General features: G+C 72.3%; 23 protein-coding genes. 7 read left to right on the plus strand and 16 right to left on the minus strand.

The features are described from left to right. The first annotated feature begins 61 nt into the window (after positions 1–61). Entirely contained in the window at positions 62–1,132 is a 1,071-nt protein-coding gene (locus QQM67_RS17720) for a GlxA family transcriptional regulator (RefSeq protein WP_314174862.1), read from the plus strand. Between the two features lie 24 nt (positions 1,133–1,156). Here QQM67_RS17720 and QQM67_RS17725 read toward each other — a convergent pair whose 3' ends face one another. Together QQM67_RS17725 and QQM67_RS17730 are read right to left on the minus strand one after the other, a co-directional pair. Next, entirely contained in the window at positions 1,157–1,651 is a 495-nt protein-coding gene (locus tag QQM67_RS17725; RefSeq protein WP_314174863.1) for an ATP-binding protein, read from the minus strand. Positions 1,652–2,044: 393 nt separating this feature from the next. Next, positions 2,045–2,422: an STAS domain-containing protein gene (locus QQM67_RS17730; RefSeq protein ID WP_314174864.1), complete on the minus strand. Its 378-nt coding sequence runs from the start codon at positions 2,420–2,422 to the stop codon at positions 2,045–2,047. Between the two features lie 398 nt (positions 2,423–2,820). Here QQM67_RS17730 and QQM67_RS17735 point away from each other — a divergent pair, with 398 nt between their 5' ends. Continuing rightward, a complete protein-coding gene (locus QQM67_RS17735) occupies positions 2,821–3,405 on the plus strand; it encodes a sigma-70 family RNA polymerase sigma factor (RefSeq protein WP_314174865.1) in 585 nt (194 codons plus the stop codon). Beyond that, positions 3,402–4,823, plus strand: coding sequence for a zf-HC2 domain-containing protein (locus QQM67_RS17740; protein WP_314174866.1), 1,422 nt, complete (start codon positions 3,402–3,404; stop codon positions 4,821–4,823). The genes QQM67_RS17735 and QQM67_RS17740 overlap by 4 nt, the downstream gene beginning before the upstream one ends. Positions 4,824–4,873: 50 nt before the next feature. Here QQM67_RS17740 and purU read toward each other — a convergent pair whose 3' ends face one another. The 7 genes from purU to QQM67_RS17775 all read right to left on the minus strand — a co-directional run bounded on the left by purU (position 4,874) and on the right by QQM67_RS17775 (position 13,494). Next, positions 4,874–5,800, minus strand: coding sequence for a formyltetrahydrofolate deformylase (purU, locus tag QQM67_RS17745; RefSeq protein WP_314174867.1), 927 nt, complete (start codon positions 5,798–5,800; stop codon positions 4,874–4,876). Between the two features lie 47 nt (positions 5,801–5,847). Beyond that, positions 5,848–6,294, minus strand: a complete 447-nt coding sequence (locus QQM67_RS17750; RefSeq protein WP_314174868.1) for an SCO4402 family protein — start codon at positions 6,292–6,294, stop codon at positions 5,848–5,850. 224 nt (positions 6,295–6,518) lie between these two features. Next, positions 6,519–8,384 carry a hypothetical protein gene (locus QQM67_RS17755; protein ID WP_314174869.1) on the minus strand — a complete coding sequence of 622 codons (1,866 nt, stop codon included), beginning with the start codon at positions 8,382–8,384 and terminating at the stop codon, positions 6,519–6,521. A gap of 139 nt (positions 8,385–8,523) precedes the next feature. Further along, positions 8,524–9,912, minus strand: a complete 1,389-nt coding sequence (locus tag QQM67_RS17760) for a tetratricopeptide repeat protein (protein ID WP_314174870.1) — start codon at positions 9,910–9,912, stop codon at positions 8,524–8,526. A gap of 246 nt (positions 9,913–10,158) precedes the next feature. Continuing rightward, a complete protein-coding gene (locus QQM67_RS17765; protein WP_314174871.1) occupies positions 10,159–10,692 on the minus strand; it encodes a hypothetical protein in 534 nt (177 codons plus the stop codon). Positions 10,693–11,162: 470 nt separating this feature from the next. Beyond that, the gene (locus tag QQM67_RS17770) at positions 11,163–12,083 is read right to left on the minus strand and encodes an alpha/beta fold hydrolase (protein WP_314175133.1); all 921 of its coding nucleotides are present in this window, start codon (positions 12,081–12,083) and stop codon (positions 11,163–11,165) included. Between the two features lie 715 nt (positions 12,084–12,798). Next, a complete protein-coding gene (locus QQM67_RS17775; RefSeq protein ID WP_314174872.1) occupies positions 12,799–13,494 on the minus strand; it encodes a metal-dependent transcriptional regulator in 696 nt (231 codons plus the stop codon). Positions 13,495–13,718: 224 nt separating this feature from the next. Here QQM67_RS17775 and QQM67_RS17780 point away from each other — a divergent pair, with 224 nt between their 5' ends. Then, the gene (locus QQM67_RS17780; RefSeq protein ID WP_314174873.1) at positions 13,719–14,471 is read left to right on the plus strand and encodes an SIS domain-containing protein; all 753 of its coding nucleotides are present in this window, start codon (positions 13,719–13,721) and stop codon (positions 14,469–14,471) included. A gap of 30 nt (positions 14,472–14,501) precedes the next feature. On the opposite strand, the gene QQM67_RS17785 is transcribed toward QQM67_RS17780, so the two are convergent. Together QQM67_RS17785 and pdxH are read right to left on the minus strand one after the other, a co-directional pair. Further along, positions 14,502–16,052, minus strand: coding sequence for a PAS domain-containing protein (locus QQM67_RS17785; RefSeq protein ID WP_314174874.1), 1,551 nt, complete (start codon positions 16,050–16,052; stop codon positions 14,502–14,504). Between the two features lie 420 nt (positions 16,053–16,472). Continuing rightward, the gene (gene pdxH, locus QQM67_RS17790; RefSeq protein ID WP_314175134.1) at positions 16,473–17,120 is read right to left on the minus strand and encodes a pyridoxamine 5'-phosphate oxidase; all 648 of its coding nucleotides are present in this window, start codon (positions 17,118–17,120) and stop codon (positions 16,473–16,475) included. 379 nt (positions 17,121–17,499) lie between these two features. On the opposite strand from pdxH, the gene QQM67_RS17795 reads away from it, so the two are divergent. Both QQM67_RS17795 and QQM67_RS17800 read left to right on the plus strand, forming a co-directional pair. Further along, positions 17,500–18,600 (plus strand): citrate synthase 2, encoded by a 1,101-nt coding sequence (locus tag QQM67_RS17795; RefSeq protein WP_314174875.1) that lies wholly within the window; start codon positions 17,500–17,502, stop codon positions 18,598–18,600. 55 nt (positions 18,601–18,655) lie between these two features. Next, the gene (locus QQM67_RS17800) at positions 18,656–19,105 is read left to right on the plus strand and encodes a hypothetical protein (protein ID WP_314174876.1); all 450 of its coding nucleotides are present in this window, start codon (positions 18,656–18,658) and stop codon (positions 19,103–19,105) included. 48 nt (positions 19,106–19,153) lie between these two features. Here the strand turns inward: QQM67_RS17800 and QQM67_RS17805 are convergent, their stop codons facing one another. After that, on the minus strand, positions 19,154–19,891 hold the full coding sequence (locus tag QQM67_RS17805) for a MerR family transcriptional regulator (RefSeq protein ID WP_314174877.1): 738 nt from the start codon (positions 19,889–19,891) through the stop codon (positions 19,154–19,156). Between the two features lie 116 nt (positions 19,892–20,007). Between QQM67_RS17805 and QQM67_RS17810 the strand changes: the two genes are divergently transcribed. Beyond that, a complete protein-coding gene (locus QQM67_RS17810) occupies positions 20,008–20,292 on the plus strand; it encodes a hypothetical protein (RefSeq protein ID WP_399067005.1) in 285 nt (94 codons plus the stop codon). A gap of 49 nt (positions 20,293–20,341) precedes the next feature. Here QQM67_RS17810 and QQM67_RS17815 read toward each other — a convergent pair whose 3' ends face one another. The 4 genes from QQM67_RS17815 to QQM67_RS17830 all read right to left on the minus strand — a co-directional run bounded on the left by QQM67_RS17815 (position 20,342) and on the right by QQM67_RS17830 (position 25,315). Beyond that, positions 20,342–21,904, minus strand: a complete 1,563-nt coding sequence (locus QQM67_RS17815) for a sodium:solute symporter family protein (RefSeq protein WP_314174878.1) — start codon at positions 21,902–21,904, stop codon at positions 20,342–20,344. Positions 21,905–22,191: 287 nt separating this feature from the next. Next, a complete protein-coding gene (locus QQM67_RS17820) occupies positions 22,192–22,800 on the minus strand; it encodes a TetR/AcrR family transcriptional regulator (RefSeq protein WP_314174879.1) in 609 nt (202 codons plus the stop codon). Further along, the gene (locus QQM67_RS17825) at positions 22,788–23,633 is read right to left on the minus strand and encodes an enoyl-CoA hydratase family protein (protein WP_314174880.1); all 846 of its coding nucleotides are present in this window, start codon (positions 23,631–23,633) and stop codon (positions 22,788–22,790) included. Before QQM67_RS17825 ends, QQM67_RS17820 begins: the two co-directional genes overlap by 13 nt. Positions 23,634–23,719: 86 nt before the next feature. Continuing rightward, the gene (locus QQM67_RS17830) at positions 23,720–25,315 is read right to left on the minus strand and encodes a 4-coumarate--CoA ligase family protein (protein WP_314174881.1); all 1,596 of its coding nucleotides are present in this window, start codon (positions 25,313–25,315) and stop codon (positions 23,720–23,722) included. Between the last annotated feature and the right edge of the window lie 110 nt (positions 25,316–25,425).

The raw sequence follows: 25,425 nt of genomic DNA on the forward strand, positions 1-25,425 counted from the left end.
CTCCGCCGGGGCCGCCCGCAGCGCGAGTGGCCCGGAGGCCATGTTGTGCGAGGATCGGGCCATGACCGCGAGCGTCTTCCGCCACCACCGGCGTCACCGTGTCGCCGTGCTCGTACGGCACGGCCTGCTGCCGATGGAACTCGGCATCCCGCACCGCATCTTCGGCCGCTCCTGGGACGAGAGCGGCACGCTGCTGTACGAGGTCGTCACGTGCGCGGTGACGCCCGGCCCCGTCCGTACGGACGCGGACTTCACCATCGCCGTCGGACACGGCCCCGAGGCGCTGGCCGAGGCGGACACCGTGATCGTGCCCGCCTCGCACGAACTGGACCCGCCGTACACCGACGGCCGCCTCGGACGCCCGCTGGCCGGCGCGCTGGCCCTGATCCGGCCAGGCACCCGCGTCGCCTCGATCTGCACGGGTGCGTTCGTGCTGGCGGCCGCCGGCTGGCTCGACGGCAGGCGCGCCACGACGCACTGGTCCTCGTGCGAGCGCCTCCAGCGGCTCCACCCGTCCGTCCGCGTCGACCCGGACGTGCTCTACGTCGCGGACGGGGACGTGCTCACCTCGGCGGGCGTCGCGTCGGGCATCGACCTGTGCCTGCACATGGTGCGGGAGGACTTCGGCGCGGCGGTCGCCAACTCCGTGGCCCGGCGCACCGTCGTGCCGCCCCATCGGGACGGCGGCCAGGCCCAGTTCATCGAGCGGCCCGTGCCGCAGTCGGGAGTGCACACCACCGGCACCGCCAGGGCCTGGGCCCTTCGGCACCTCGAGCGGCCGATCGGCCTGCGGGAGCTGGCAGGGCAGGAGTCCATGAGCGTACGGACGTTCACGCGGCGCTTCCGCGAGGAGGTCGGGCTCAGCCCGCAGGTGTGGCTGACGCGGCAGCGCATCGAGCGGGCGCGGCATCTGCTGGAGAGCAGCGGCATGCCCGTCGAACAGGTCGCGCGGGACGCGGGGTTCGGGTCGGCGTCGACTCTCCGGCTGCACTTCCAGGCCGCGTTGGGGGTCTCACCCAGCGCGTACAGGCGAACGTTCCGCGTGCGTACGGTCCCTGCCGTCCCTACGGGCGGCGGCTCGGGGGGCACCACTCGCGGTACCGGTGACGCGGCGGGGCACTCCGCGGCCTGAGGGCAGACGCGGGCGGTGCGGGGGTCACGCGGGTAAGCCTCCGTCGCCGCCGCCCACCGCGCCCGCCGTCAACTGCTGTGCGGGCAGCCCGGAAAGAGCGGAGACCGTCTCCTGGCCGGCCCCGGCCCGGTCCAGTTCGCACCAGATGCGCTTGCCCAGGCCCTCGCGCTGCCAGCCCCAGCGGTCCGCGAGGCCGGCGACCAGCTCCAGGCCACGGCCGTGGGTGTCGTCCCCCTCAGCGTGGCGCTGCCGGGGCGGGCAGGTGCTCATGTCCGCGACCTCCACGCGGACGGCGCCGGGCGACTGGCGCCCGGGCAGCAGCATGCGGAGCACCGACGGAGTGCCCGCGTGTACGACGGCGTTGGTGACCAGCTCCGAGACCAGCAGCAACAGCGTCTCCGCGAGCGCCTCGTCGCTGCCGACACCGCAGCCGGCCAGTCTGGACCGGGCCCACCTGCGGGCCCGTCCCACCTCCTCCGGGTCCGCCCCGATCTCCAGCTGCACCTGAAGCACCCGCACTGCTCACACCGTCCGTACTGGCGAGCACATCGCCTCGCGTCATCGGGAGGCCACGGTGAGTGGCCTTTACTGAGCACAGCATGATTGACGCATAGTTGGGGCAACAAGCGCTTCAGGCATATTCCGGCGCAAAGGAGTAGCCGTACTGCATACTGTGCGGCACTTCGCGGAGAGCGCGTTCGGGGACATCCGCGAACATCGGCGCCGGCGCGTCAACAGCTCGGCGGCAGGCGGCACATGAGCCGGAAGGCCGGCCGGCGTGGCGGGGGCGGCGGGCACGAGCGGGCGCGGCGTGCGCGCGTGCTCGGAGCCGGGGACGTACGGACGTAAGGGGCGTAAGGGGCGTACAGGCTCAGGGCGTTGGGGCTTCGGGCTTCGGGCTTACGGGCGCGCTCAGGCCGAGAGCGGACCGGCGGCGGCGTGCTGGGTCGCGGTCGGCAGATCCGGATAGCAGTCGAAGAGCCGGCGCACGCCGAGCGCGGCCAGCACGCGGTTCACATGGGATCCGTCCTCGGCTCCCTGAGCGGGCAGGATCAGCCGCAACTGCCCTGCACAGGAGCGCATCAGCCGTCTGGAAGCGATCAGGACACCGACACCGCTTGAGTCACAGAAGAGCACTTCCGAAAGATCGAGGACGAGACTGCGCCGTCCTTCGGCAACCGCGTCGTGTACGTGCTGCCGCACGGCGGGCGAGGTGACCAGATCCATCTCTCCGGAGACCCGGAGAACGGCCCACTCCCCCCGTTCCTCCTCCAACACCTTCAACGACACGTCCTTGCATTCCCTTCGCTCGACAACGCCTGCCCGGGCCGCGCACCCCACCGGAATGGTCCCTTCCCTTGTGCGGCTGCCCGGCCCCCCACGGTCAAAACGAGCCAGTCACCAGAGCCTGTGCGCCCGAAGGCCGCTCCTCCCCGGCAATGGTCGCAGTCATACCCGCATGACTCCCTGGCAATTTCAGATGTGATCGCACGCCGACATCCCTTGAGCAATATCGCAACGTGACGGGATCGACACCATCAGCGATCAGCACTGGAGGCACATTGCCGCAAAGGGGCGTGCGTTGTCAGCCCCTCGCACTACATTCGAGGTGCCGGCTTGCGGCGGCAGCGGCAATGGTCCCAGGCCCGAAGGCTCTGGGGGAGGCACGGATTCGGCTGGGAGTCACGATGGCGAACGAGACACCACCGCGCTGGGACCGGAGGATGCAGCAGCGTCTCGCGCGTGGCGAAGAGGCAGCGTTAGGGGAGCTGTACGACCGTTTCGCTTCACTCGTGCACAGCCTTTCCCACCGAGTGCTCGACGACGAGACGGCAGCCGACCGCACCACGCGCGACGTGTTCGCATACATCTGGGAGAACCCGCACGCGTACGACCCGAAGAAGGGCCCGATGCGCTCCTGGATAGCGGGAGTCACACAGGAGTTGGCGGCCGGAAGGCTGCGCAGACGGCACCGCGAGGAAGGCCCGCGGACGCCGGACTCGCCGGAGCGGCAGGAGCAGATCGAGGAGAAGGTCCGCGCCGCGTCGACGGCCGCACGCGCCGACTACATCGTCACGTCCATGCCCTCGTCGCTGCGCGCCGCGCTGGAGCTGACGTACTTCCAGCGCCGTGACTACCGCCAGGCGGCACGGCAGTTGGGCGTCACCGAGGACGAGGCGAGGCGGCGGCTGCGGCTGGGCCTGCAACTGCTGTCGTCGGCGACGAGCCGGCCGATGCCCGCGCAGCCGAGCGGTCCCGGACGTCCACGGTGAACGGGCCGTACGAGCCGTACGGACAGTTCTCCGGCGGGCACGACGACGTTGCGGGCGGCAACGGCCGTACGGGAGGCGGCAGTTCGGGAAGCCCGGGCGGAAGCGGCGGGGCGGGCGGCACCGCCGGCGGAGAGGGCGCCCGGGGCGAGGCGCACCGCACACCGCCCGCGAGCGACCGCGCGCCGCACTCGCCCGAAGCGCCTCCGGAGGGCGGGGCTCCGGCCGGGCGGCCCGCGGCTGCCGAACAGCCCGCAAGCGGCGCGACCCCCCAACCGGCCCCGCCCGAGGGGCAGTCGGATGAGCGCTTCGACCATCGCGTGCTGAAGTCGCTGCTCGGTGCCTGGGCGCTCGCCGCGTGCTCCGCGGAGGAGACGGCCGCCGTCGAGGGGCACTTGAGCGACTGCGGTGCCTGCGCGGAGGAGGGGCTGCGGCTGCGCGACGCCGTCGGCCTGCTGCACCCCGAGGACAGCCTGGACCTCGATCCCGCTCTGCGCGCACAGGTGCTGGAGGGCTGCATGGTACGGCGCGCTCCGCGCGTTCCGGTGCCCGAGTGGGCCGCCCCGTACGACGCCGAGACGTCCCGGCTGGACGCCCTGCTGCGGGACATGGCCGACGCCGAGTGGCTCGCGCCGGTCTCGCTGCGCTGGTTCGACGGGCGGCAGCAGGCGGAGCGGGAGACGACGGTCGCCGGGGTCATCGCTCATCTCCTCGCCGTCGACGGCCTGGTGGCCACCGCGCTCGGGCTGCCCGACCCGCTGGACCCGGACAATGGCACCGCGGACGGGCTGTCCGGGCCGGCCTCCCGCACCGAGGAGTTCTGGCGCGCGGACCCCGAGGTGCTGCGGACGCCGAGCGCCCGCGAGCCGTGGCGGGAGCAGGGGCACGCCATGGTCCGCACGGCGTCGTTCGCGGGCAGCGGCGTCGCCGAACTCGACGTCGACTACGGCGATTTCACGCTCTCCGTCCATGACGCCCTGCTCGACCGGGCCTTCGAGTGCTGGATGCACGCCGAGGACATCGCGGAGGCCATCGACTACCCCTACGCCGCACCGCGCGGCCGGTACATGCACCAGATGGTCGACCTGGCGGCGCGGCTGCTGCCCGGCACGATCGCCTGGCGCCGCCGTACGGGCCTGGCGGGTGCGCCACGCCGGCTGACCACCGCGGGCGCTCCGGGCCGGGCGCTGCATCTGGAGGTCGAGGGCGAGGGCGGCGGCGACTGGTACATCCCGCTCGACTCGCCCGCGGCGGCGGCGCGCCCCGGAGACGCGGTGGCTCATGTGGCCCTGGACCGCTACGAGTTCTGCCAGCTCGTGGCCGGTCACGTACCGCCCCTGGAGGCGGCGGCCGGTCAGGACGGCGACCGGGAGGCCGTGCGCGACGTGCTGTTCGCCGCGGCGTCGCTCTCCCGGATGTAGCGGAGGCCGCCGGGCCGCGGAGGCGCCCGTCAGGTCCCGGGATGCAACCGTCAGGCGAAGACGACGGTGCGGTGGCCGTTCAGCAACACCCGGTGCTCGCTGTGCCACTTGACCGCCCGGGCCAGCGCCTGGCATTCGACGTCGCGCCCCACGGCGACCAGTTGCTGCGGCGACGCCTCGTGCCCCACGCGCTCGACCTCCTGCTCGATGATCGGGCCCTCGTCGAGCTCCGCGGTCACATAGTGCGCCGTGGCGCCGATCAGCTTGACCCCGCGGGCGTGCGCCTGGTGGTAGGGCCGCGCGCCCTTGAAGCTCGGCAGGAAGGAGTGGTGGATGTTGATGATCCGGCCGGGCAGCTGCTTGCAGAGGTTGTCGGAGAGGACCTGCATGTAGCGGGCCAGCACGACCAGTTCGACGTTCTCGTCCTCGATCAGGCGCAGCAGCCTGGCCTCGCCCTCCTGCTTGCTCTCCTCGCTCCCCTTCGTCACCGGGATGTGGTGGAACGGAACGCCGTACGAGCCCGCCAGCCCCTCGAAGTCGGTGTGGTTGGAGACCACGGCCGCGATGTCGACGGGCAGGGCGCCGCTGCTGAAGCGGAAGAGCAGGTCGTTGAGGCAGTGGCCGAAGCGGCTGACCATCAGGATGACGCGCATGCGCTCTTCCGCGGGATGCACCCGCCAGTCCATGTGGAAGGAGTCGCCGACCGCCGAGAAGCTCGCGCGCAGCTTCTCCACCGTCACGCCCGGGTCAGCGGAGAAGTGGACGCGCATGAAGAACAGCCCGGTGTCGTGGTCGCCGAACTGCTGGCTGTCCTCGATGTTGCAGCCGGTCATGAAGAGGTAGCTGGACACGGCGTGCACGATGCCCTGCTTGTCGGGGCAGGAGAGCGTGAGGACGTACTCCTCGCGACGGCCGTCCGAGCCGGCGGAGGCGTCCTGGCTGCTGTCGGCGCGGGCATCGGCATGCGGCTGGCTCATGAGGCAAGCCTTGCACAGCCGGAGGCGGCCCTTCCGCCCGGTATCGCTCAGACGCTGTGCAGCATGATCGCCAGCACGTCGAGGGAGCGGGGCGGCTCGTCCGGGTCCTCGCCGTCGTTGGTCGCCAGCCGTACGTGGGCGTCGCGGGCCGCCCGCACCGCTTCGGGCCAGCCGTGGTGCTCCATGTACGAGACGACGGGGGCGTCGGCGCCCACCTGGTGCATGATGCGCAGCACCCGCAGCACCGCGGTGTCGACGAGGGCGGCCTCCTGCGAGTCGCGGAAGATCGTCCCGACGTACTTCTCGGCGGACCAGTTGTCCAGCCAGGTGTCCTCGACGAGGCGGTAGACGGCATCGGTGACGTCGCCGTATCCGGGCCGGCCCGTCGCCCAGCACTCCTGCTGGAAGACGGGGTCGGAGAGCATGTGCAGTGCGGAGCGCACGTTGCTGCGCCAGCGCCACCAAGGCATGTCATGGACGGGCATGGTGTCCATGGTGGTGGACCGGGGGGTGCGACGGGAAGCCCTCGCCGAATCTCGCTCCGCGGAGGCCTGCGGCCCGGAACTCTGCTGCATGACCATCGACCATACGTTCCCCTCCGCGGGCCGCCGCCCGGGGCCCCGGGTTCGGGGCGCGCAGGGTCGGAGCCCGTGCGTCAGTGCCCGGAGCCCGTACATCAGAGCCCGTACGTCAGAGCCCGTGCGTCGGAGCCCGTGCGTCAGAGCTCGCCGACCTGCCGCTCCTTCAGCCCGTACTTCTTCGCCGTCGGGTTCCACAGCCCCGCCGCCTGCTTCTTGGCGGCCGTCGCCTCGCCGCTGGCGCGCGCCCCGAGGCCGACGTGGGCGGTTGTACGGGCCTTGCCCTTGCGGCAGCCCTTCTTGCCCGCTGTCTGGTCGGCCCAGGCCGCGTAGTGGTTGTCGGCGGAGGCGGAGGCCTTCCAGGCGCGGGTGAGGGACGCCTTCAGCTGCGTGGTGGAGGGGATCTTGTCCGTCTGGAGCTTGCCGAGGCGGGTCACCAGGCTGTTGCGCTGCCCCGCCGCGGACCGCAGATCGGCGGCGGACTGGCCCAGCTTCTTGCAGGACTTGATGTTCTCTACCGAACGGATCACCGTGGCGCGGCTGTTGTTGCTGTCGGCGAGGAGCTTGTCGAGTTCCTTGGCCTGCGCCTCGACGGGATCGGGCCCCGCGGACTTCTCGCTGGCGGGCGCCGCCGAGGACTTGCCCTTCTTGTCGCCGTCGCCCTTCTCGCCACCGGAGAGCGCGGCGCCGGCCGCCATGCCCACCGCGGCGACGACTGCGACGCCGACCGCGATCAGGATGCCGGGCGAGATGCGCGAGAGCGTGCTCCGCTCGGCGTTGCGGCGGGCGGCTCGCCCCTGCGGCTCCCACTGGCCGTTCTGCGGGTCCTGTCCGTACGGGCTCGACGGGCCGGCCGGGCCGGACTGACCCGCAGGCCCCCCTGGCCCCGCGGCACCGCCCGGGCCCGCGGCGTTGCCGAGGCCGCCGACTCCGCCGCTGCGCTGCCGGGCGACCGCCTGGTCGAAGAGGGGCAGGCCCTGGGTGGAACCCGGCTCGTTGGGCGAACCTGGCTCCGAGCGGAAGAGGCTCTCGAACCCGGCGGGCGGCTGCGCCTGTTGGGCCGCGCCGCCCCGGCCCTGGCCGCCCTGCCCGGCGGGTGCCTCGGGCGGCAGCGGCGTGCGGAGCTGTGCCGTGGACTCGGGGTCCTGGACGCCCGGAACGGGGGCCTCGCCGGTCTGCGGCGGAAGCATCTGCGTGGCGTCGGCGTCGGCCATGCCCGGCGCCTGCCCCGGCTGGTACTGGCCGGGCACGGGCGGGGCGCCGGTCACCGGCGGAATGTACTGCGTGGCATCCGAAGTGGACGGGAACGCCGCCGCGGCGCCGGATGCGGAAGGCGCCGCCGCGGGCGGCGGCTCGGACACGGGCGCGGAGACGCCGTGCCCCGCGGCGAGCATCTGCGTGGCGTCGGCGTTCTGCGCGAACGGCTGCCCGGCGAACGGCTGTTGAGGCTGCTGCGGCGGCAGCAGGGGCTGCGCGTCCCCGGGAAAGCCCAGGCCGTCCACGGGTCCTGGCGCCTGCGGTATGTGCGACGCCTGCGGGCCGGGCCCCTGTGGCGGAGACTGCGCCGGAGGAAGCGGAGCGTCAGCGGACGGCGGCGGCTGCACGCCCTGAGGCGGCAGATCCGGCGCCGGAAGTCCGGGCGGCGGCGTCAGATCGCCGCCGCCGAGTCTCCCGCCCGGCGCCGCGCCCGCCTCCTCCCCGTACCCCGGCAGCGAGTACTGCTGCTGGTGCGGTACGGCGGGCGGCGCCTCGGGCGGAGCTGAAGGAGGCGACGGTGCCTGCGGCGGTGGCGGAGGCAGCGGCGGCGCCGAGTGCTCGCCCGGCGCCACGGCAGCCTGCGAATCGGGACCCCAGGGCTCGCCCCACGGCTGTCCGGCGGGAGGCTGCCCGTGCGTTCGGTCGACCTGACGCTGCTGCTCGGGGGTCCACGGATCGCCGTTCGCCGGCAGCACGACACCCTCGTAGAGGGGCTGGTCGCCCTGTCCACGTCCGCTGTGCGCTGTCACCGGGACTCCTCGATCGATCAACTGGCTGCCGGAACCGTCGGGTCACGCTACCGGGTGCCCAGGAGGAGCGACCACGCACCTGATGGGGCGACACCAACCCTTCACCTCGGATAAGGAACAAACCGGCACACAGCGTCACTTACGTGACCGGTGACGCCTCCAGGCGAGCCGTGAAGTCCCGTACGACCGGCTCCTTCACAAACGGCACAAGTCGCCGCCGGAAGTCCTCCAGGTACTCGGTTCCGCGTCCGGAGCGGAGAGTTGAGAGGAGTTCGACCGCCTTCGTCCCGTTATGGCATGCGTGTTCAAGCTCACGTTTCTGCAACTGGGCGGACGCCAGCAGGAACGCGCCGATGGCCCGCCGCCGCACCCGGTTCTCCGGGTGGCCCGCCAGCGATTCGCCCGCCTGCTCGGCGGCCTCCTCCGGCCGTCGCAGATCGCGGTGGCAGTGCGCCAACTCGTCGGCGAGATAGGCGCGGTCGAAGTGGGAGATCCACGCCGGATCGTCCCCCGTGCCGCCGGAGGCCGCGCGCTCCATCGCCGATCCGGCCCTCCCGGCGGCCTCCTGGCACGCGCGTACGTCGCCCAGCAGCGCGTGCCCCCTCGCCTCGGCCGCGCAGAACATCGACTCGGTGCGCGGCGTGGCATGACCGCGTGCGCCCTCCTGCGCCGCCCGGGCCAACTGGGCGGCCTCGCGCGGGTTTCCGAGGGAGGCCGTCAGATGGCTCATGCTCGCGGCGAGCACGTACCCCCCGTAGGCGCGGTCGCCGGCGGCCTGGGCGAGGCGCAGCGCCTGGATGAAGTGGCGCTGCGCGAGGCCGGTCTGGCCGGTGTCGACGGCCATGTAGCCCGCGAGTTCGGTCAGCCGGGCGGTCGTGGCGAACAGAGCGCGCCCCACCCTCTCCTTGTACGAGCCCACGAGCAGCCCGGAGACCACGCTGTTGAGGTAGTGAACGACGACGGGGCGCACGTGCCCGCCGCCGAAGCGGTGGTCGAGCTGGGAGAGCGCGTCCGTGGTGGCGCGTACGGCGACCACGTCCGACATCCCCACGCGCGCGCCCGTGCTCCGCGCGACCTGCCCGTCCGGCTCGGTGATCAGCCAGTCCCGGCTGGGCTCCACGAGCACGGACGTGGCGACCGTCGTACCGCCGAGCGAGCCGTGCCGGCCGACGTCGCTGCGCCACAGCTCGCATGCCTGCTCGACGGCGCCCGCGACGGTGGGCGAGAAGTGCAGCCCGACGCCCGTGGCCTGGTTCCTGCCGCCGGCCATGCCGATCTCGTCGAGCGTGACCGTACGCCCCAACTTGCGGCCCAGCGCCTCGGAGATGACGGCCGGTGCGCGCCCGCGCGGCTGCTGGCCGCGGAGCCAGCGCGCGACGGACGTCTTGTCGTAACGCAGATCCAGCCCGTGCTCCAGTCCGCAGACGTTGACCCGCCGCGCGAGCCCCGCGTTGGAGCAGTTGGCTTCCTGGATGAGTGCTTGCAGCTTCTCGTTGGGCTGCCGAGCGACCAGAGGCCGGGCGGTCATGTATCCCCCTCAGGACGACATTGGATGACCACTGCCCAGGACATATGCCCGTGTCTCAGTCGATGCACCGCCTATCGGACAGCGCACCGCAGTGGGGAACTACCCGCCACGCCTGGCCGATTACGCGTGCGCCCCCGGTTGTGCCCCCGTGCGCCCTCACCGGAGACTGCCGCGCCGGGGACCGCGGCCGGAGCCCGGCCCGCGGCACCCCGAGGCACGGCCTGCCGCACCTCCCCGGATCAAAGTTCAGTAGCCGTCGCCGCTTCCGTCGTCCGACCAGTCGCCGTCGCCGCTTCCGTCGTCCGACCAGTCGCCGTCGCCGCTTCCGTCATCCGACCAGTCGCCGTCGCCGCTTCCGTCATCGGACCAGTCGCCGTCGCCGCTTCCGTCATCCGACCAATCGCCGTCACCGCCACCGTCGTCCGACCAGCCACCGTCATCCGACCAGTCACCGTGACGGCTCTCGTCGTAGAACCAGCCACCGTGACCGCTCTCGTCGTAGAACCAGCCGGCGCCTTCGCAGTCCTCATCGTTGCCGGTGTCGCGGACGTACCAGTGGCCGTCGGGACCGAATTCGACGTCAGCTCGGCGAGGGCCGCACCCGGCTCCGGAGGTCGGCGAGGCGGAGGGCTCGGACGTGGGGGGCTTCTCGGGCTTCGACGGCGAAGGCTTCGGGGACGGCGTGCTGGGCGGCGTCTTTGAGGGCTTGGGAGAGGAAGGCGTCGGCGACGGTGTGGGGTCGCGGGGGACGGCCTGCGCCGGGATCTTGCTCTTCGACACCGGCTGCCCGTTCGGGGCTCCGCCCTAACAGAAGGCCTGTTGACACTCCCGCGCCGACGAGGACGAGCGCGAGGCTCACCGCGATACGTGGCGGCACGCGGTCGATCCGGAGGCTGTGCCACAGAGCACCCGACGCGGCGGGATACGACACCCGATAGAGATCACGGCCACAGCCTCTGCAGGACTCCGCCTTCTCAAGTGATGTCGTTCCGCACTTCGGGCACGTAGTCGCCATGGGCACACTCCAGAGCAGGCTTTCGGGGTCGCACCACTATCCGCTTACACAAAAGTGCACGCGGACAGTAGCGGTGCTACCGCCGGTAACGAGACCCCTGGAAGTTCGTGAATCAGCACCGCCCGACGAAATCCGTATCGCCGACCGACTTCCGTGCGGCGGAGGGGAGTTGGAGCTGGAGTCCGGTGCCGCCGGCCGTGCGGGCGGGCGATGCGTCCGTGGACGACCGGCACCGCTAGCCGTCCGTCGGGAGCACCGCCTGAAGAAAGGGTTCGACGACCCGGCGCCAGTCCGCCGGCTGGTCGAGATGCAACAGGTGGCCCGCCTCCGGCACTTCGGCGTAGATGCCGCGCGGCAGCACCCGCACCATCTCCTGCGCCTCGGCGCGGCCCAGTTCACCGTCGATACCCCGTACGACCAGCGTCGGGCAGACCACGCGTGCCAGCTCGTCCCAGTGCGCGTCGTGCACCCACGCCTCGCGCACCTGGAGCATCTGCCGCCGGGAGAAGACCGGCCACCAGCCGTCGTCCTTCTCCGTCATCACCTCGGCGAAGAAGTCGCCCCGCGAAGGCTGCGGACGCTCCAGCGAAGGGTCCTCCTCGCCGAACCATCTGCGGACGTCGGCGAGCGTCGCGAAGGGCACGGGCCACGACTTGAACCACTCCTCCCACTCGCGCTGCGAGTGCTCGCCCAGCGCCGACGCCTTCATGTCGCAGATGATCAGCGCGTGTACGAGGTCGGGGCGCTTCGCGGCGAGCTGCCAGGCGGTCAGCGCACCCATGGAGTGGCCGATGAGCGCGACGGGCGCCAGCCCGAGCTGCTCGATCGCGGCCTCGGCGTCGGCGACGAACTCCTCGCGCTCGTACGGGTCCTGGCCCTCACCGCCGACGGGCTTCTCGCTCCGTCCGTGGCCGCGCTGGTCGAGGGCCACGGCGCGGTAGCGGCCGGAGAGCCAGCGCGCGGTGTCGGCCCAGTGCCCCGCGCGCCCCATCAGCCCGTGCAGGAGCAGCACGCCCTTCGAGCGTGCTAACGGCTTACTCTCCGCGGCGGCGTCGCCGGGCTCCGCCTCCTCCGGGCCGCACTTGGGCATGTCGGAGAACTCCCATGCCGCGAGCCGGACTCCGTCCGAACCAGTCACGTCGAGCCGTCGCACCATGCGCTCCGGCACCCCCATTCCTTCTGGCCGCTCCCCCACGCTATCGAACTTCTATTCGAACGCGCCGCAGTCCAGCGGAAACCCCTACTTTCGAGTGACTGGGCTCAAGGGTTGATCGCCGGGGTCGTGGAAAGACAGCTACCGGGAGGAAGGCCGACCCTGGGAGCTCGGGGCTCTGGGTCGCCTCAAGGGGAAAAGGGGAGGCGGGGCCCCGGTCGCCGAAGGCACCGGGGCCCTTGTCATTGCCGGGGTCAAAACCAAGGCGGAGTCTGGCGCCGGCCGGGGCGCTCCGGGGCCGGAGCCTGAAGGCCGGGTACCCGCAGGGAGGTTCGAGTCTCCGGGGCGGCGCCGGTCTGCGTGACCTCCGGCGCAGCGCTCCGTCGGCCCGCTGTGCACTCCCGGCCCACTCGACCCGCTCAGCGCGATCCATCGACGGCTCCCCTCCGCCCGTACATGCGTAGCCACAGCGTCGCACGACGCACTGCCGGGCACTCGGCTTACCGCAACTTTCGTACCGGCAGCGCTCTTTGGGAAGATGTTCCGCTTTCAGGCCGGGAGCACTTGCCCGGCGCAGATGTGCTGACGTGCTGACGGGGCGTCAGGGAATCCGGATGGTCCGCGGGCGCGGCGCAGCGGGGGCGGCCACGGCGGCACCGCGAGTGGCACCGCGCGACGATCAGCCGTACGCGAGCGGTCTGCGCGGGCGGTCAGCGAGTCAGCGCCGGGCGACGAAGACGTGCGCCGCGATCTCCGAATCCAGCTCGGCCGCCTCACCGCTGCTGCCGATCTGCACGCCGCCCGTCGCACCGGCGTTCACGCTCACGACCGCGCCCGGCTGCACACCCGCGCGCCGGAGCGTGTACATCAGCTGCGAGTCCATCTGGATCGGTTCGCCGATGCGGCGCACGACGACCGTCTTCGCGTCGCCGCCGGCCCCCAGATCCGTGAGGCTGACCATGCTGTCATCCAGGAACGACTCGGCCTCCGACTGCTCGCCCAGCTCCTCAAGGCCCGGGATGGGGTTGCCGTACGGCGACTCCGTGGGGTGCCGCAGCAGCTCCAGGACGCGGCGCTCGACCGCCTCGCTCATCACGTGCTCCCAGCGGCAGGCCTCCGCGTGCACCTGCTCCCACTCCAGGCCGATCACGTCGACCAGCAGGCACTCGGCCAGCCTGTGCTTGCGCATCACGCGGGTCGCGAGCCGGCGGCCCTCGCCGGTCAGCTCCAGGTGCCGGTCCCCTGCCACCTTCACCAGGCCGTCCCGCTCCATGCGCGCGACGGTCTGGCTGACCGTGGGCCCGCTCTGGTCCAGGCGCTCGGCGATACGGGCACGCATGGGGACGACGCCTTCCTCCTCCAGCTCCAGAATCGTGCGGAGATACATCTCCGTGGTGTCGATCAGTCCGGACATGCGTGCCCCTCGTCAGTTCGTGCCATCCGTGGCCTGCTCCAATTCTGACGCATCGCACGGACAACCGTCCCTCCCCGGACTGATTGCTCTCTTGACAGACGACTGGTCCAGACCTCTAACGTGATCGCGGCCGGACCCGGGCACGGACGGGAATCCGCCGGGCCCGGGCACAGGGCCCAGAGTTGCGACGACGCCCACGACGAGTCCCCGGGGGGACCTGCGGAATGAGTGACCACACGCTGGCGAGCGACTTCTTCGACGCTGCGATATCCCTGCTCCAGCAGGTCAGAGACGCCGCCGCCGAGGACATCGCGGCCGCCGGGAAGCTGCTGGCCGGCACCGTCGAGGACGGCGGCCGGGTCTTCGCCTTCGGCGCCGGCCACTCCTCGCTGCCCGCCCAGGACGTCGTCTACCGGGCCGGCGGTCTCGCCGTGATGAATCTGCTGCCCGTGCCCGGCGCCGTCGGGGTCGACGTGCGCCCCGCCACGCTCGGCAGCGCCCTGGAGCGCGTGGGCGGGCTCGCGTCGGCGGTGCTGGAGACCGGGCCCGCGCGCGCCGGCGACCTGCTGTTCGTGATCTCCCTCTCGGGCCGCAACACGCTGCCGGTGGAGATGGCCTCGCACGCGCGTGCCCTGGGGATCAAGGTCGTCGGCGTCACCTCCGTCGCCTACGCACGCGAGACGACGTCCCGGCACAGCAGCGGAACCTTCCTCAAGGACCACTGCGACGTCGTCCTCGACAGCGGAATCCCCGTCGGGGACGCGGAGTTGACGACGGACGGCGTGCCCGCTCCGTTCGCTCCGGCCTCGACCGTCGTCACCAGCGCGCTGATGCAGGCCGTGGTGGCCACCGCCGCGGGCGAGCTCGTCTCCCGGGGCATCGAGCCGCCGCTGCTGCGCTCCGGGAACGTCGACGGCGGACTCGCGTGGAACGACACCGTCATGGAGCGCTACGCGGACCGCATCTTCTACCGCTGACCCCGCGGGTGCTGGGTGCGCTCCCAGTGGCTACGGGTGCGCGCCGCCCGCGGTCCGTGCCGTCCGGGCGGCCTGCTCAAGCCGCTCCATATCGACGGCGGCCGCGATACGTACGGCGATGTCCTCCGCGTACGAGGCGTCGGAGCGGTCGAAGGAGCGGCGGCTCGCCCCGCGCAGGAACGTGACCACGCCGAGCGTGCGGCCCCTGCTGCGCAGCACCGTGCACAGCCCGTGGACCGTGCCCTCCGGCCACTTGCGCGCGGTGGCCCAGCCCTCGATCACGGCGCCGCCGGCCGCACCGGCGGACGCGGCCCCGCCGACGCTCGCCCGCACCGAACCGCAGCGCGCGTACGCCTGATGCGCCGGGTGTCCCTCCGGGTAGCCGACGGGGATGCCGCCGGGTGTGCCCGGTGCGCCCTGCCCGCCCGCGACGCCCTGCCGCAGCGTGGGCACCGGGCCCGGTCCGGCCGACGGGGTGGACGCGACGCGCACCAGGTCGGGGCTCGCGCTCAGCCCGTCGGCGTCGAGCCCGTGGCCCTCGCCGTCGCCGTCCTCTTCGTCCTCGGCGGGCAGGGCCAGATCCAGCAGCGCATGGTCGGCGAAGCCCGCGAGGGCGAAGTCGAGATGGACGGTCGCGGCCTCCATCGGCTTCTCGCACTCGGCGGCGGCGCGCGCCGCGCGGTGCAGCTGGTTGTCGCGGAAGCGCAGCCGGTCGGACTCCTGCTCCTGGCGCTTCGACTCCGTCACGTCCTGGAAGAGCCATGCCACGCCCAGCGGCACCGGCGCCTCGGCGAGCGGGGAGGAGAGCCGGAGGAACCCGCTGCGCCAGCATCTGCGCGCGCCGTTCCCCTCGCCCGGCGCCGCGGACGACTCCTCGGCGGAGCGGCGGCCCGAGCGGAGCGTCACCCAGATCTCGGCGGGGGACGCGGGCGGCCCGTCGGCCAGCACGTGCTGGAGCGCGCCCTCCAGCTCCTCCACGCCCTGGTCGATGAGCTCGCCCAGGGGACGTCCGAGCATCGTCGCCCGCGAGACGCGGAAGGCGCTCGCCGCCGAGATGTTCACCACCGCGGGACGCAGATCGGCGTCGACCAGGACCACGCCCCACGTCGCGTCCTCGAAGAGGCACTCGCTCAGTGCGATCGAGCGCTCCAGGTCGATCTGCGCGTGCACCTCGCTGAACGCGCAGTAGACGCCCATGGGGCTGCCGTCGGCCGCGACGACGCCGGACGCCTGCGTACGTACGAGAAGGCGGCGGCCGTCCTTCGTCAGCAGCGCGAACTCGTGCACCTGCCGCCCGGGGGCGTGCATCGCGGCGGACAGCCGCGCCTGGACCTGCTCCGCGTCGGCCTCGCGCACCGCCCAGCCCGCCAGGCCCTTGCGGCCCACGGCCTCCTCCGGCGTCCAGCCCAGCAGCCGTTCCGCTTCGCGGTTCCAGTGGGTGACGACGCCGGACGCGTCGAAGGCGCACAGCGCCGCGTCCATGCCGTCCAGCAGCGCGGCGAGGAGCAGTTCGTCGTCGGGACCGTGCCTGTCGTCGCCGTCGGACGACGAAGCAGCGTGGGTCCTGGATCGAGCGGACACCTAAGCACCCCCAGCTGAACGCGCCGAATTGACTGCCGCTTGCCGCTGCGCGCACGGATCATTCAACTCGAACGTGACGCAGCGCACACGATGTTCGGCGAAATCGTTGCCGCCCCGAAATCGCTTGCGGGCGTCCTTTCACGCTGCATAGCGTGCCTGGTACACGAGAAAGGAGGTGATCCGGTAGATGAAGAGTTCCCGGACGCGTGAGGTGGCTGCGGCCTAGCGCCGACGCCACAGTGTGACGCCGGTATCGCCGGCCAATCTCAATGCAGTCACCCGGCCCGCGGGCTCGTCGGACTCGTCCGACCGGCGCCGTTCGCCCCCGGCGAGCGGAGCAGCCCGCGGGCCGCCTGCGTTCGCACGCACCGCGCCGCCGTTTCTGCGACGCGACGGTTCGCCACCCACCGCCGTTCTGGCTCAGGGGCAGAGCCGCTCGACCCTCCAGCCGGCGGCGCCCGGCGCCGTGGATGCGCCCTCGTCGCGTACGTAACGCAGCCGGTCGTGGAGCCGGTTCTCCCGCCCCTGCCAGAACTCGACCGTCTCCGCCCGCACCCGGTAGCCGCCCCAGCCGGGCGGGGCCGGCACGTCCTCGCCCTCCGGATAGCGCTCGGCGAGCTCGGCGTAGAGACGGTCGAGCTCCGTCCTGGAGGCCACCGTCGAGGACTGCTCGCTCGCCCATGCCCCCAGCTGCGAGCCGTGCGGGCGGGTGCGGAAGTAGGCCGCCGTCTCGTCCCGCCCGATCCGTTCCGCGGTGCCGCCGACGATGATCTGGCGGGCGATGGAGTGCCACGGGAAGAGCAGCGACGTGTACGGATTGGCGTCCAGCTCGCGGCCCTTGCGGGAGCCGTAGTTGGTGAAGAAGACGAAGCCGCGCTCGTCGTACTGCTTCATCAGCACCGTGCGGGAGCTGGGGCGGCCGTCCGCGTCCGCCGTCGAGACGATCATCGCGTTCGGCTCGTGCAGACCGCTCGCCGCGGCGTCCGCGAACCAGCGCGCGAACTGGCCGTACGGATCGGGCGCGAGCTCCTGCTCCGCGAGCCCCTCGGCGCGGTAGCGGGCGCGCATCGCGGCGGGATCGAGGACGGTCAGCGGGGCGTTGCGGGCGGCGTCTTCGTCAGCGTCGGGCACGCACTCATCTTGCAACATCATCCGCCGCCGCGTCCGTGTGCCTGATCTCACCCCGTCCCATGGATGTCCGCCGGAGCGGGCAGGCTCCAGAATCGTCAGCCGTACCATCGCGGCCTGCGCACACAGGAGTTGTCCGGCCGCCGCCCTGCACGACCGCACGGGCGGGGGTGACCACGCTCCGCACGGGGCAGGCCTGGAGTGACGACGTCGCGGTCCGCCAGCCTGCACCGGCGGTGGAACCGCCTCGTCCCCGCCCGACCGAACACCGGCGAACCGGCCGCGCGCCGGCGCCGACAACATCATGAGGAGCCGCCTGATGTCCGACTTCGTACCCGGGCTCGAGGGTGTCGTCGCGTTCGAGACGGAGATCGCCGAACCCGACAAGGAGGGCGGCGCGCTGCGCTACCGCGGCGTGGACATCGAAGACCTGGTGGGACACGTCTCGTTCGGGAACGTGTGGGGCCTGCTGGTGGACGGCAGCTTCAACCCCGGGCTGCCGCCGGCCGAGCCGTTCCCCATCCCGGTGCACTCCGGCGACATCCGCGTGGACGTCCAGTCGGCGCTGGCGATGCTCGCGCCCGTCTGGGGTCTCAAACCGCTGCTCGACATAGACGAGCGGCAGGCCCGTGACGACCTGGCGCGCGCCGCGGTGATGGCGCTGTCGTACGTCGCGCAGTCGGCGCGCGGCCCCGGCGTGCCGATGGTGCCCCAGCAGGAGATCGACAAGGCGGAGACGATCGTCGAGCGGTTCATGCGGCGCTGGCGCGGCGAGCCCGATCCCAAGCACGTCGCAGCCGTCGACGCGTACTGGACCTCGGCCGCCGAACACGGCATGAACGCCTCGACCTTCACCGCCCGCGTCATCGCCTCCACGGGAGCCGACGTCTCGGCCGCGCTCTCCGGCGCGGTCGGCGCGATGTCCGGGCCGCTGCACGGCGGTGCCCCGTCGCGCGTGCTCGGCATGATCGAGGAGATCGAGCGCACCGGCGACGCCGAGGCCTTCGTGAAGCGCCAACTGGACCGCGGCGAGCGCCTGATGGGCTTCGGGCACCGCGTCTACCGCGCGGAGGACCCGCGCGCCCGCGTGCTGCGCCGTACGGCGAAGGAGCTGGACGCGCCGCGGTTCGAGGTGGCGGAGGCGCTGGAGCGCGCGGCGCTGGCGGAGCTGCACGCGCGCCGTCCCGACCGGGTGCTGGCGACGAACGTGGAGTTCTGGGCGGCCATCGTGCTGGACTTCGCCGAGGTGCCCGCGAGCATGTTCACCTCGATGTTCACGTGTGCCCGCACGGCGGGCTGGGCGGCCCACATCCTGGAGCAGAAGCGCACGGGGCGGCTGGTTCGGCCCTCGGCGCGGTACGTCGGGCCCGGCCCGCGCGATCCGCGCCAGGTGGACGGGTACGGCGAGGCGCTGCACTGAGCCGGGTCCGGGCGGCCCGGCCTCCGCGTGCCGGGCCGTCCGTCGGAGCGAGTCGATGAGCAGGCCCTTCCGGCCCTCGCCTGGGCTTGCGACCGCCGTCTCGCGTGCGGTCGTGGCTGTCATGGCCGTCGCATGGCCGATCGCCGGGTGCTCCGCGCAACCGGACATCGAGGAGTCGGACATCGTCGGCGTCTGGAAGTCCAATCGGAAGGGCACACTGGAATTCCGGAGTGACGGGCGGTTCGTCGCCACCGACGTGACCCTCGGCCCGAACTGCGACCCCGAGTCCGAGCGCCCCATGCGTGAGCGCGTATCGGGCACGGGCACCTGGAAGGTGGGCGCGTTCAGCGACGAGAACCCCGGCGCGAAGATGACCTTCAAGCCGAGGGGCGGCCCGGTGCACAGTTGCCCGGTCTGGTCGGCCTTCACCACGGACGACCCCACCGACGGCATGCGTCTGGTCCACGACGACGGGACCGGCGAGCGCTATCGGCCCGACGAGTGACCCCGCTGGAGTGCCGGCGATCGTCCCGGAAGTAGCGCCGAACAGGCTTTAGCCGCCTGCGAGATAGCCGTGCAGCAGGCCCGCGCCTTCGAGCATGGCGCGCGACAGGCGGTCCAGCTCCTCGCGGCGCTGGGCGACCGCCTCGCGCAGCGCGTCCGTGCTGCCGGTGCGGCGCAGCCCGTCGAGGACGCCGGCGATGCGCGGCAGCGGATAGCGGCTCCGACGGAGCGTGTCGACCAGCCGTGCGTCCCGCACCTCGCGGGCGCCGTAACGCCGGTAGCCCGTCGCGGGGTCCCGCCGCGGGGTGAGCAGACCGGCGTCCTCCCATACGCGCAGCGCCGACGTGCGCACTCCGATGTGCGCGGCGACCTCGCCGATCCGCAGGTCGGGGCGCGGCGGACGGCCGGTGTGGGCCTCCGGGTCCCCTCCCGCGATCGCTTCGAGCGCCCGCGCGGCCTCGCGCAGGGAGCGGCGCTGCTCGTGCAGCGAGGCGTGGCCCTCGTCGACGAGGGCGAGCGCCCGCGGCACGTCCCCGTCGTGCACCGCCAGCATGACGGCCTGCGCGGCGACCGGGCCGTGACCGCGCGCCAGTGCCCGGTAGGCGAGCAGCGCGCTGCGGTGCCGCTCCGTGAACTTTCGGTAGCCGGACTCCGTGCGCGACGCGGGCGGCAGGATGCCGGACGCCTCGTAGTTGCGGATCTGCTGCGCCGAGACGCCCGCCGCGCGCGCGAGATCGACGGGACGCAGCCGCTTCTCCTCACCGCTCACCGGGCCCCCCTTCCGCATTTTCGCCTCCTCCAGGATCGACCGACGATCGACCGACGCCCTCACGGGGTGGTTGAGACTTCCAACTCCGCACTCCCTGCTCGCCGTTGGTACGGGCTCGGCAAAGCCCCGCGCGGGTGCCCAGGGCGGCTGCCCGCATCCGGCGGCTGGACGAAGTCGGCCTCGGCTACCTGCGGTTGGGCCAGTCGGCGACGACGCTGTCGGGCGGTGAGGCCCAGCGGATCAAGCTGGCGAAGGGGCTCGCGCAGCGCTCGACCGGGCTGCACGTCGCGGACACGGCGCGGCTGCTGGGGGTGTTGCAGCAGATCGTCGCGGAGGGCACGCCCGGGGAGGTCGCACGGGTCGAGGCGTCCCGCACGGGGGGCGTTTTTGCGCGGCCCTTCATGAGGCGGCCTTCATGAGGCGCCCTTCATGAGGCGACGGATCCCCTCATGACGTCACGGCTCCCCGCTACCGCTCCCCCGCCGCCGTCCTCTCCCTGGGCTCACCGCCCTTGTCGGGGTCGGCGAGGAACTGCCGCTCCAGCGCGAGCCGTTCCTCTTCGGTCGGATCGCTGCCGAGAGAGTCGACGAGAGCGGCACGCTCGTCGTCGGCCTGCGGCCTCAGCAGGCCGACGCCGACGTAGAGCACCAGCGAGGTGAGCACGGGGAAGCCGACGGTTTCGGCCTCCGACGCGTCGCCCACGCCCCAGTAGAGGTACGCCCACACCGCGAGCCCGCCGGCCCAGGAGGTGATGGCGGCGAGCGGGCCCGTCCGCTTGAACCAGGGCAGCAGCCCGAGCATCAGCGGAATGGAGATCGGCCCCATGGTCGCCGCCACGATGCTCACCACGACGGTCATGATGAATCCGTCCGGGTCGCTGAAGAGCGCCAGCGCCATGCTCGACGTCACGAACGCGACGGTCGTGACGCGCGCGAAGAGCAGCTGGCCGCGCTGCGTCATGCGCTTGATCCGGGGCACGAGGACGGGCGCGAGGTCACGGGTGATGACGGCCGTGATGACGTTGGAGTCGGAGGCGACCATCGCCATGGTGTGGGAGAAGAACCCGGCCAGCAGGAGCCCGATGAGCCCGGTGGGCAGCAGTTCCTGGGCCAGGCGGATGTAGGAGTCCTCCGCGTTGTCCAGCCCGGGCACGACGAGGGGCGCCGCGATCATCGGCACGAAGAGGACGAACGGCCACACCAGCCAGAGCGCGCTGGAGAGCAGCGCCGACTTGCGGGCGCGGGAGCCGCTGGGCGCGGACATGTAACGCTGCGCCAGGTTCCACATGCCGCCGTTGTACTCGAACGTCTTCACCAGCAGGAACGCGAGGATCAGTCCCGTGGTGACGTCGCCCGCGACAGGATCGCCGTGCCCTTCGGGAAGCCTTCCCCACATCGTCCACAGCGACGAGACGCCGCCGAGGTGCGCCAGTACCGCGAAGAGCATCGCCAGTCCCGCCACGGCCTGGATGACGAACTGCCCGAAGTCGGTGAGGACATCGGCCCACAGGCCGCCGAAGGTCACGTAGAACATCGTGCAGACGCCGGTCAGCCCGATCCCCCACGCCATCGGGATGTCGGCGAAACCCTGCAACAGCACGGCGATGGCGACCCACTTGGCCGCGATGTCGACGACCTTCAGCGCCGCGCCGCTGTAGGCGAGGACCTGCTGCGTGGGGAGGTTGTAGCGGACGGCCAGGTAGGCCAGCGGCGAGTTGACGCCGTGCCGGGCGCGCAGCCGGTTCCAGCGCGGTGCGAAGAGGAACGCGCCGATGCCGATGCCGATGCCGATGGTCATCGCCCACCAGAAGTAGACGGTGACGCCGGCGTCGTACGCCACGGCCGCGAAGGTGACGAACATGATCGCGCTGTAGCCCGACATGTGGTGCGAGATGCCGGACAGCCACCAGGGGACGCGGCCACGGGCGGTGAAGAAGTCGGCCACGTTCTCGACGCGGGTCTTCGACCACACTCCGATGGCCAGCATCACGAAGAAGTACGCGCCGACCACGACCCAGTCCAGTCCGGACATGACGCTCCTCGGTGTTCGGTGTGCGCCGGGAGGACCCAACTAAGCCTGACGTTCACTGACTTGAACGCTTACCAGGTCCATGAATCGAGCGTCACCATAGAAGTGGCCTGGTAGACCGTCAATACCGCGCACAAGCGCATATCAGCCACGGGCGAGACGGGACGGGGAACTGCCTGCAAGAGGCCGGAACACGGCGCGTCCGTGATCCGCATCCACGTCGGTGAATGCGGACCACAAGGGTGCCGGGGCCGCGGCCTCCGCGTGACGGGCGCCGAGTTGTGGCTCCGCTACCGCGCGAGCGCGTCGCGGATGATCGACTCCCACTGCGCGACGACCCGCCGGCGCCGCGCGCTGTCGTCCGTCAGCAGATTCGCCAGGCCGAGGCCCCGCGCCATGTCGAGCAGCCCCTGCACGGTCTCCCGCACGCCCGGCACGGACTCGTCGGCACCGAGCAGCTGCACCGCCATGCGGTGTGTCTCCCGGCCGATCCGCGCCTCCAACGCGACGACGCGCGGCCCCAGTTGGGGCTCGTTGGACGCCGCCACCCACAGTTGCAGAGCGGCGCGGAACAGCGGCCCCGTGTAGAGGGCGACGAGCATCTCGACGGCGGCCCTCGTGCCGGGCCGCCCGTCCGAGCCCCGTCCCGGAGACCGCAGCGCCTTGGAGCGCTCCTCGGCCACGTACTCCACCGCGGCCGTGAACAGGTCCTCGCGCGTGGGGAAATGGTGCTGCGCCGCGCCGCGCGAGACGCCGGCGTGCTCGGCGACGACCGTCACGGTGCTGCCCGTCCAGCCGTGCTCGGCGAGGCAGGTGACGGCCGATTCCAGCAGCCGCTGCCGCGTGGCGCGGCTGCGGTCCTGCTTCGGTGCGGCACCGCGGGTGTTCACAGCACCCATGCGGGCTCCCGTCGTTCGAGGAAGGCGGTCATGCCCTCGCGGGCCTCGTCGGAGGCGAACAGCCGCGCGGACAGATCCGCGAGGCTACCGGTGTCCCGGTCGAAGACGCGCAGCACCTCCGCGGTGACCAGCCGCTTCGACTCCGCCAGACCCTGCGGCGAGCCGCGGCGCAGGCCGTCGAGTACGGGCTCCAGCACGGCGTCCACCCCGCTGTCCGCGCCGCTGTCCGCGCTGCCGCCGCCCTCGCCGGTGCCCGCCGCGAGCGTCACCAGTCCGATGCGGGCCGCCTCCGCCGCGTCGAACCGCTCGCCGGTGAGGTAGTAGCGCGCGGCGGCACGCGCGTCGAGCCGCGGCAGCAGCGGCATCGAGATCACCGCCGGCGCCACCCCGATGCGCGCCTCGGTGAACGCGAAGCTCGACCGCGGCCCGGCCACCGAGATGTCGCACGCTCCCAGCAGCCCCGTACCGCCCGCCCGCACATGGCCGTCGACCCGCGCGACGACCGGCTTGGGCAGCTCCACGATCGCGCGCAGCAGCGCCACGAGATCGGCCGGGCTGCCGCTGCCGTCCCGCAGATCGGCGCCCGCGCAGAAGGTGTTGCCCGTGTGGGTCAGCAGCACCGCGCGCACCCGTGGATCGTCCGCTGCCCGCTCCAGGCCCGCGTACAGCTGGGAGACGAGGCCCTTGGAGAGCGCGTTGCGGTTGTGCGGGGAGTCCAGGGTGAGGGTGGTGACGCCCCGTTCGTGGGCGTGGCGCACCAACTGCCCGTCGCCGCGGGCCTCTTCGGCGTTTCCGGTCACTTCTCGCTCGTCCTTCCGCGCTCGTCCGCTCATGCGTCGCAGCCTCGTTCACACCCGCACGCCGTGCGTCCGTACGTCCGTAGTGGTTCCACGCCGGTACGCCGCACGCCGTGCGCCCGCTACGTCGTCTCCGCCATGTCCCGCTCCGCGGCGCGCAGTTCGCGCCGCAGGATCTTGCCGCTGGCAGCGCGCGGCACGCCCGGCGTGAACCGGACCCGCCGCACCTTCTTGTACGGGGAGACACGCTCCGCGACGTACGCCAGCACGTCCTCCTCGGTCAACTCCGCGCCCGCGCCGCCCTGCTGCCGTACGACGTAGGCCTTCGGCACCTCGTTGCCGTCCTCGTCCGTCACGCCGATGACCGCGGCGTCCGCGATCCCCGGATGGGTGAGGAGCACGGCCTCCAGCTCGGCCGGGGCGACCTGGTAGCCCTTGAACTTGATGAGTTCCTTGACGCGGTCGACGATGTACAGCCATCCGTCGGCGTCCACGCGCCCGACGTCCCCGGTGCGCAGCCAGCCGTCGGCGTCGATCATCGCGTCGGTCTCGCCCGTACGTCCCAGGTAGCCCTTCATCACCTGGGGCCCGCGGAAGAGGAGTTCGCCCTCCTCGTCCCTGCCCGCGTCGCGGCCGGGGTCGTCGAGGGAGACGACGCGCATCTCGGTGGACGGCAGCAGCTTCCCCACCGCACCGGGCGGCGCCGACTCGTGGCGGGGCACGACGTGCGTGCCCGGCGAGAGTTCCGTCATCCCGTACGCCTGCTTGACCACCGGCACGTTCAGCCGCCGCCCGCAGGCGGCGGCCAGTTCGCCGTCGAGTGGCGCGGCGGCGCTGAGGACGAACTCCAGCGAGGACAGGTCGTACTTGTCCACGTCGGGGTGCTTGGCCAGGGCCAGCACGATCGGCGGCGCCACGTAGAGGACGTTCACCCGGTGCGTCTCGATCGCCCCGAGGAACTGGCCGAGTTCGAAGCGCGGCAGCACCACGACGGTGGCGCCCTGCCGCAGCGGCGCGTTCACCAGGGCCGTCAGACCGTAGATGTGGAAGAACGGCAGCACCGCCAGCAGCCTGTCGTCCGGGCCGCTCGGCATCAGCGGGTTGAGCTGGGCGAGGTTGGTGGCGATGTTGCGGTGCGTGAGCATCACGCCCTTCGGCAAGGACGTGGTGCCCGAGGAGTACGGCAGCGCCGCCAGGTCCCGCACGGGATCGATCTCCGGCCGCGGCTCCGGCGCGGTGCTCTCGCGCATGTCGAGCACGCTGCGGTGCCCCTCGGCCCGGTCGCACACGAAGATCTCGGCCACTCCTCCGGTGCGCTCCGCGGCCTGCCGTGCCGTCTCCAGCAGCGGCGAGACCGTCACGATCCAGCGCGCCCCGGAGTCGCCGAGCTGCCGCGCCAACTCCTCGGCCGTGGCGAGCGGATGGACCGTGCTGACCGCCGCGCCCGCGCGGGTCGCCCCGTAGAAGACGGCGGGGAACGCGAGGGTGTTGGGGCTGTGCAGGGCCAGGACGTCGCCCTTGCGCAGCCCGGCCTCCGTCAGCGCGGCGGCGATACGGCGGGAGAACGCGTCGAGTTGGGCGTAGGTGAGCGTGGAGCCGTCGACGCCGTCGACGAGTGCGGTCCTCTCGGCGTGCTCCCGGGCGGAGCAGCCCAGCACGGCGTCGTGGATGGGCTCGTCGACGAGCGGGACGTCGGCGTACTCGCTGTGGAAAATCATGCGGCCCTCCCGAGCGGCGTGGTCGAGCGGTGCGGCGCGGGCCGGGTCCGCCCCGGTCGGGGGCGGGTCCGGGCGCCGGCGCCGGTGAAATGACCGGAGATGCCCACAGT

Origin of the sequence: Streptomyces winkii, assembly GCF_032248595.1 — a bacterium.
Classification (GTDB): domain Bacteria; phylum Actinomycetota; class Actinomycetes; order Streptomycetales; family Streptomycetaceae; genus Streptomyces; species Streptomyces winkii.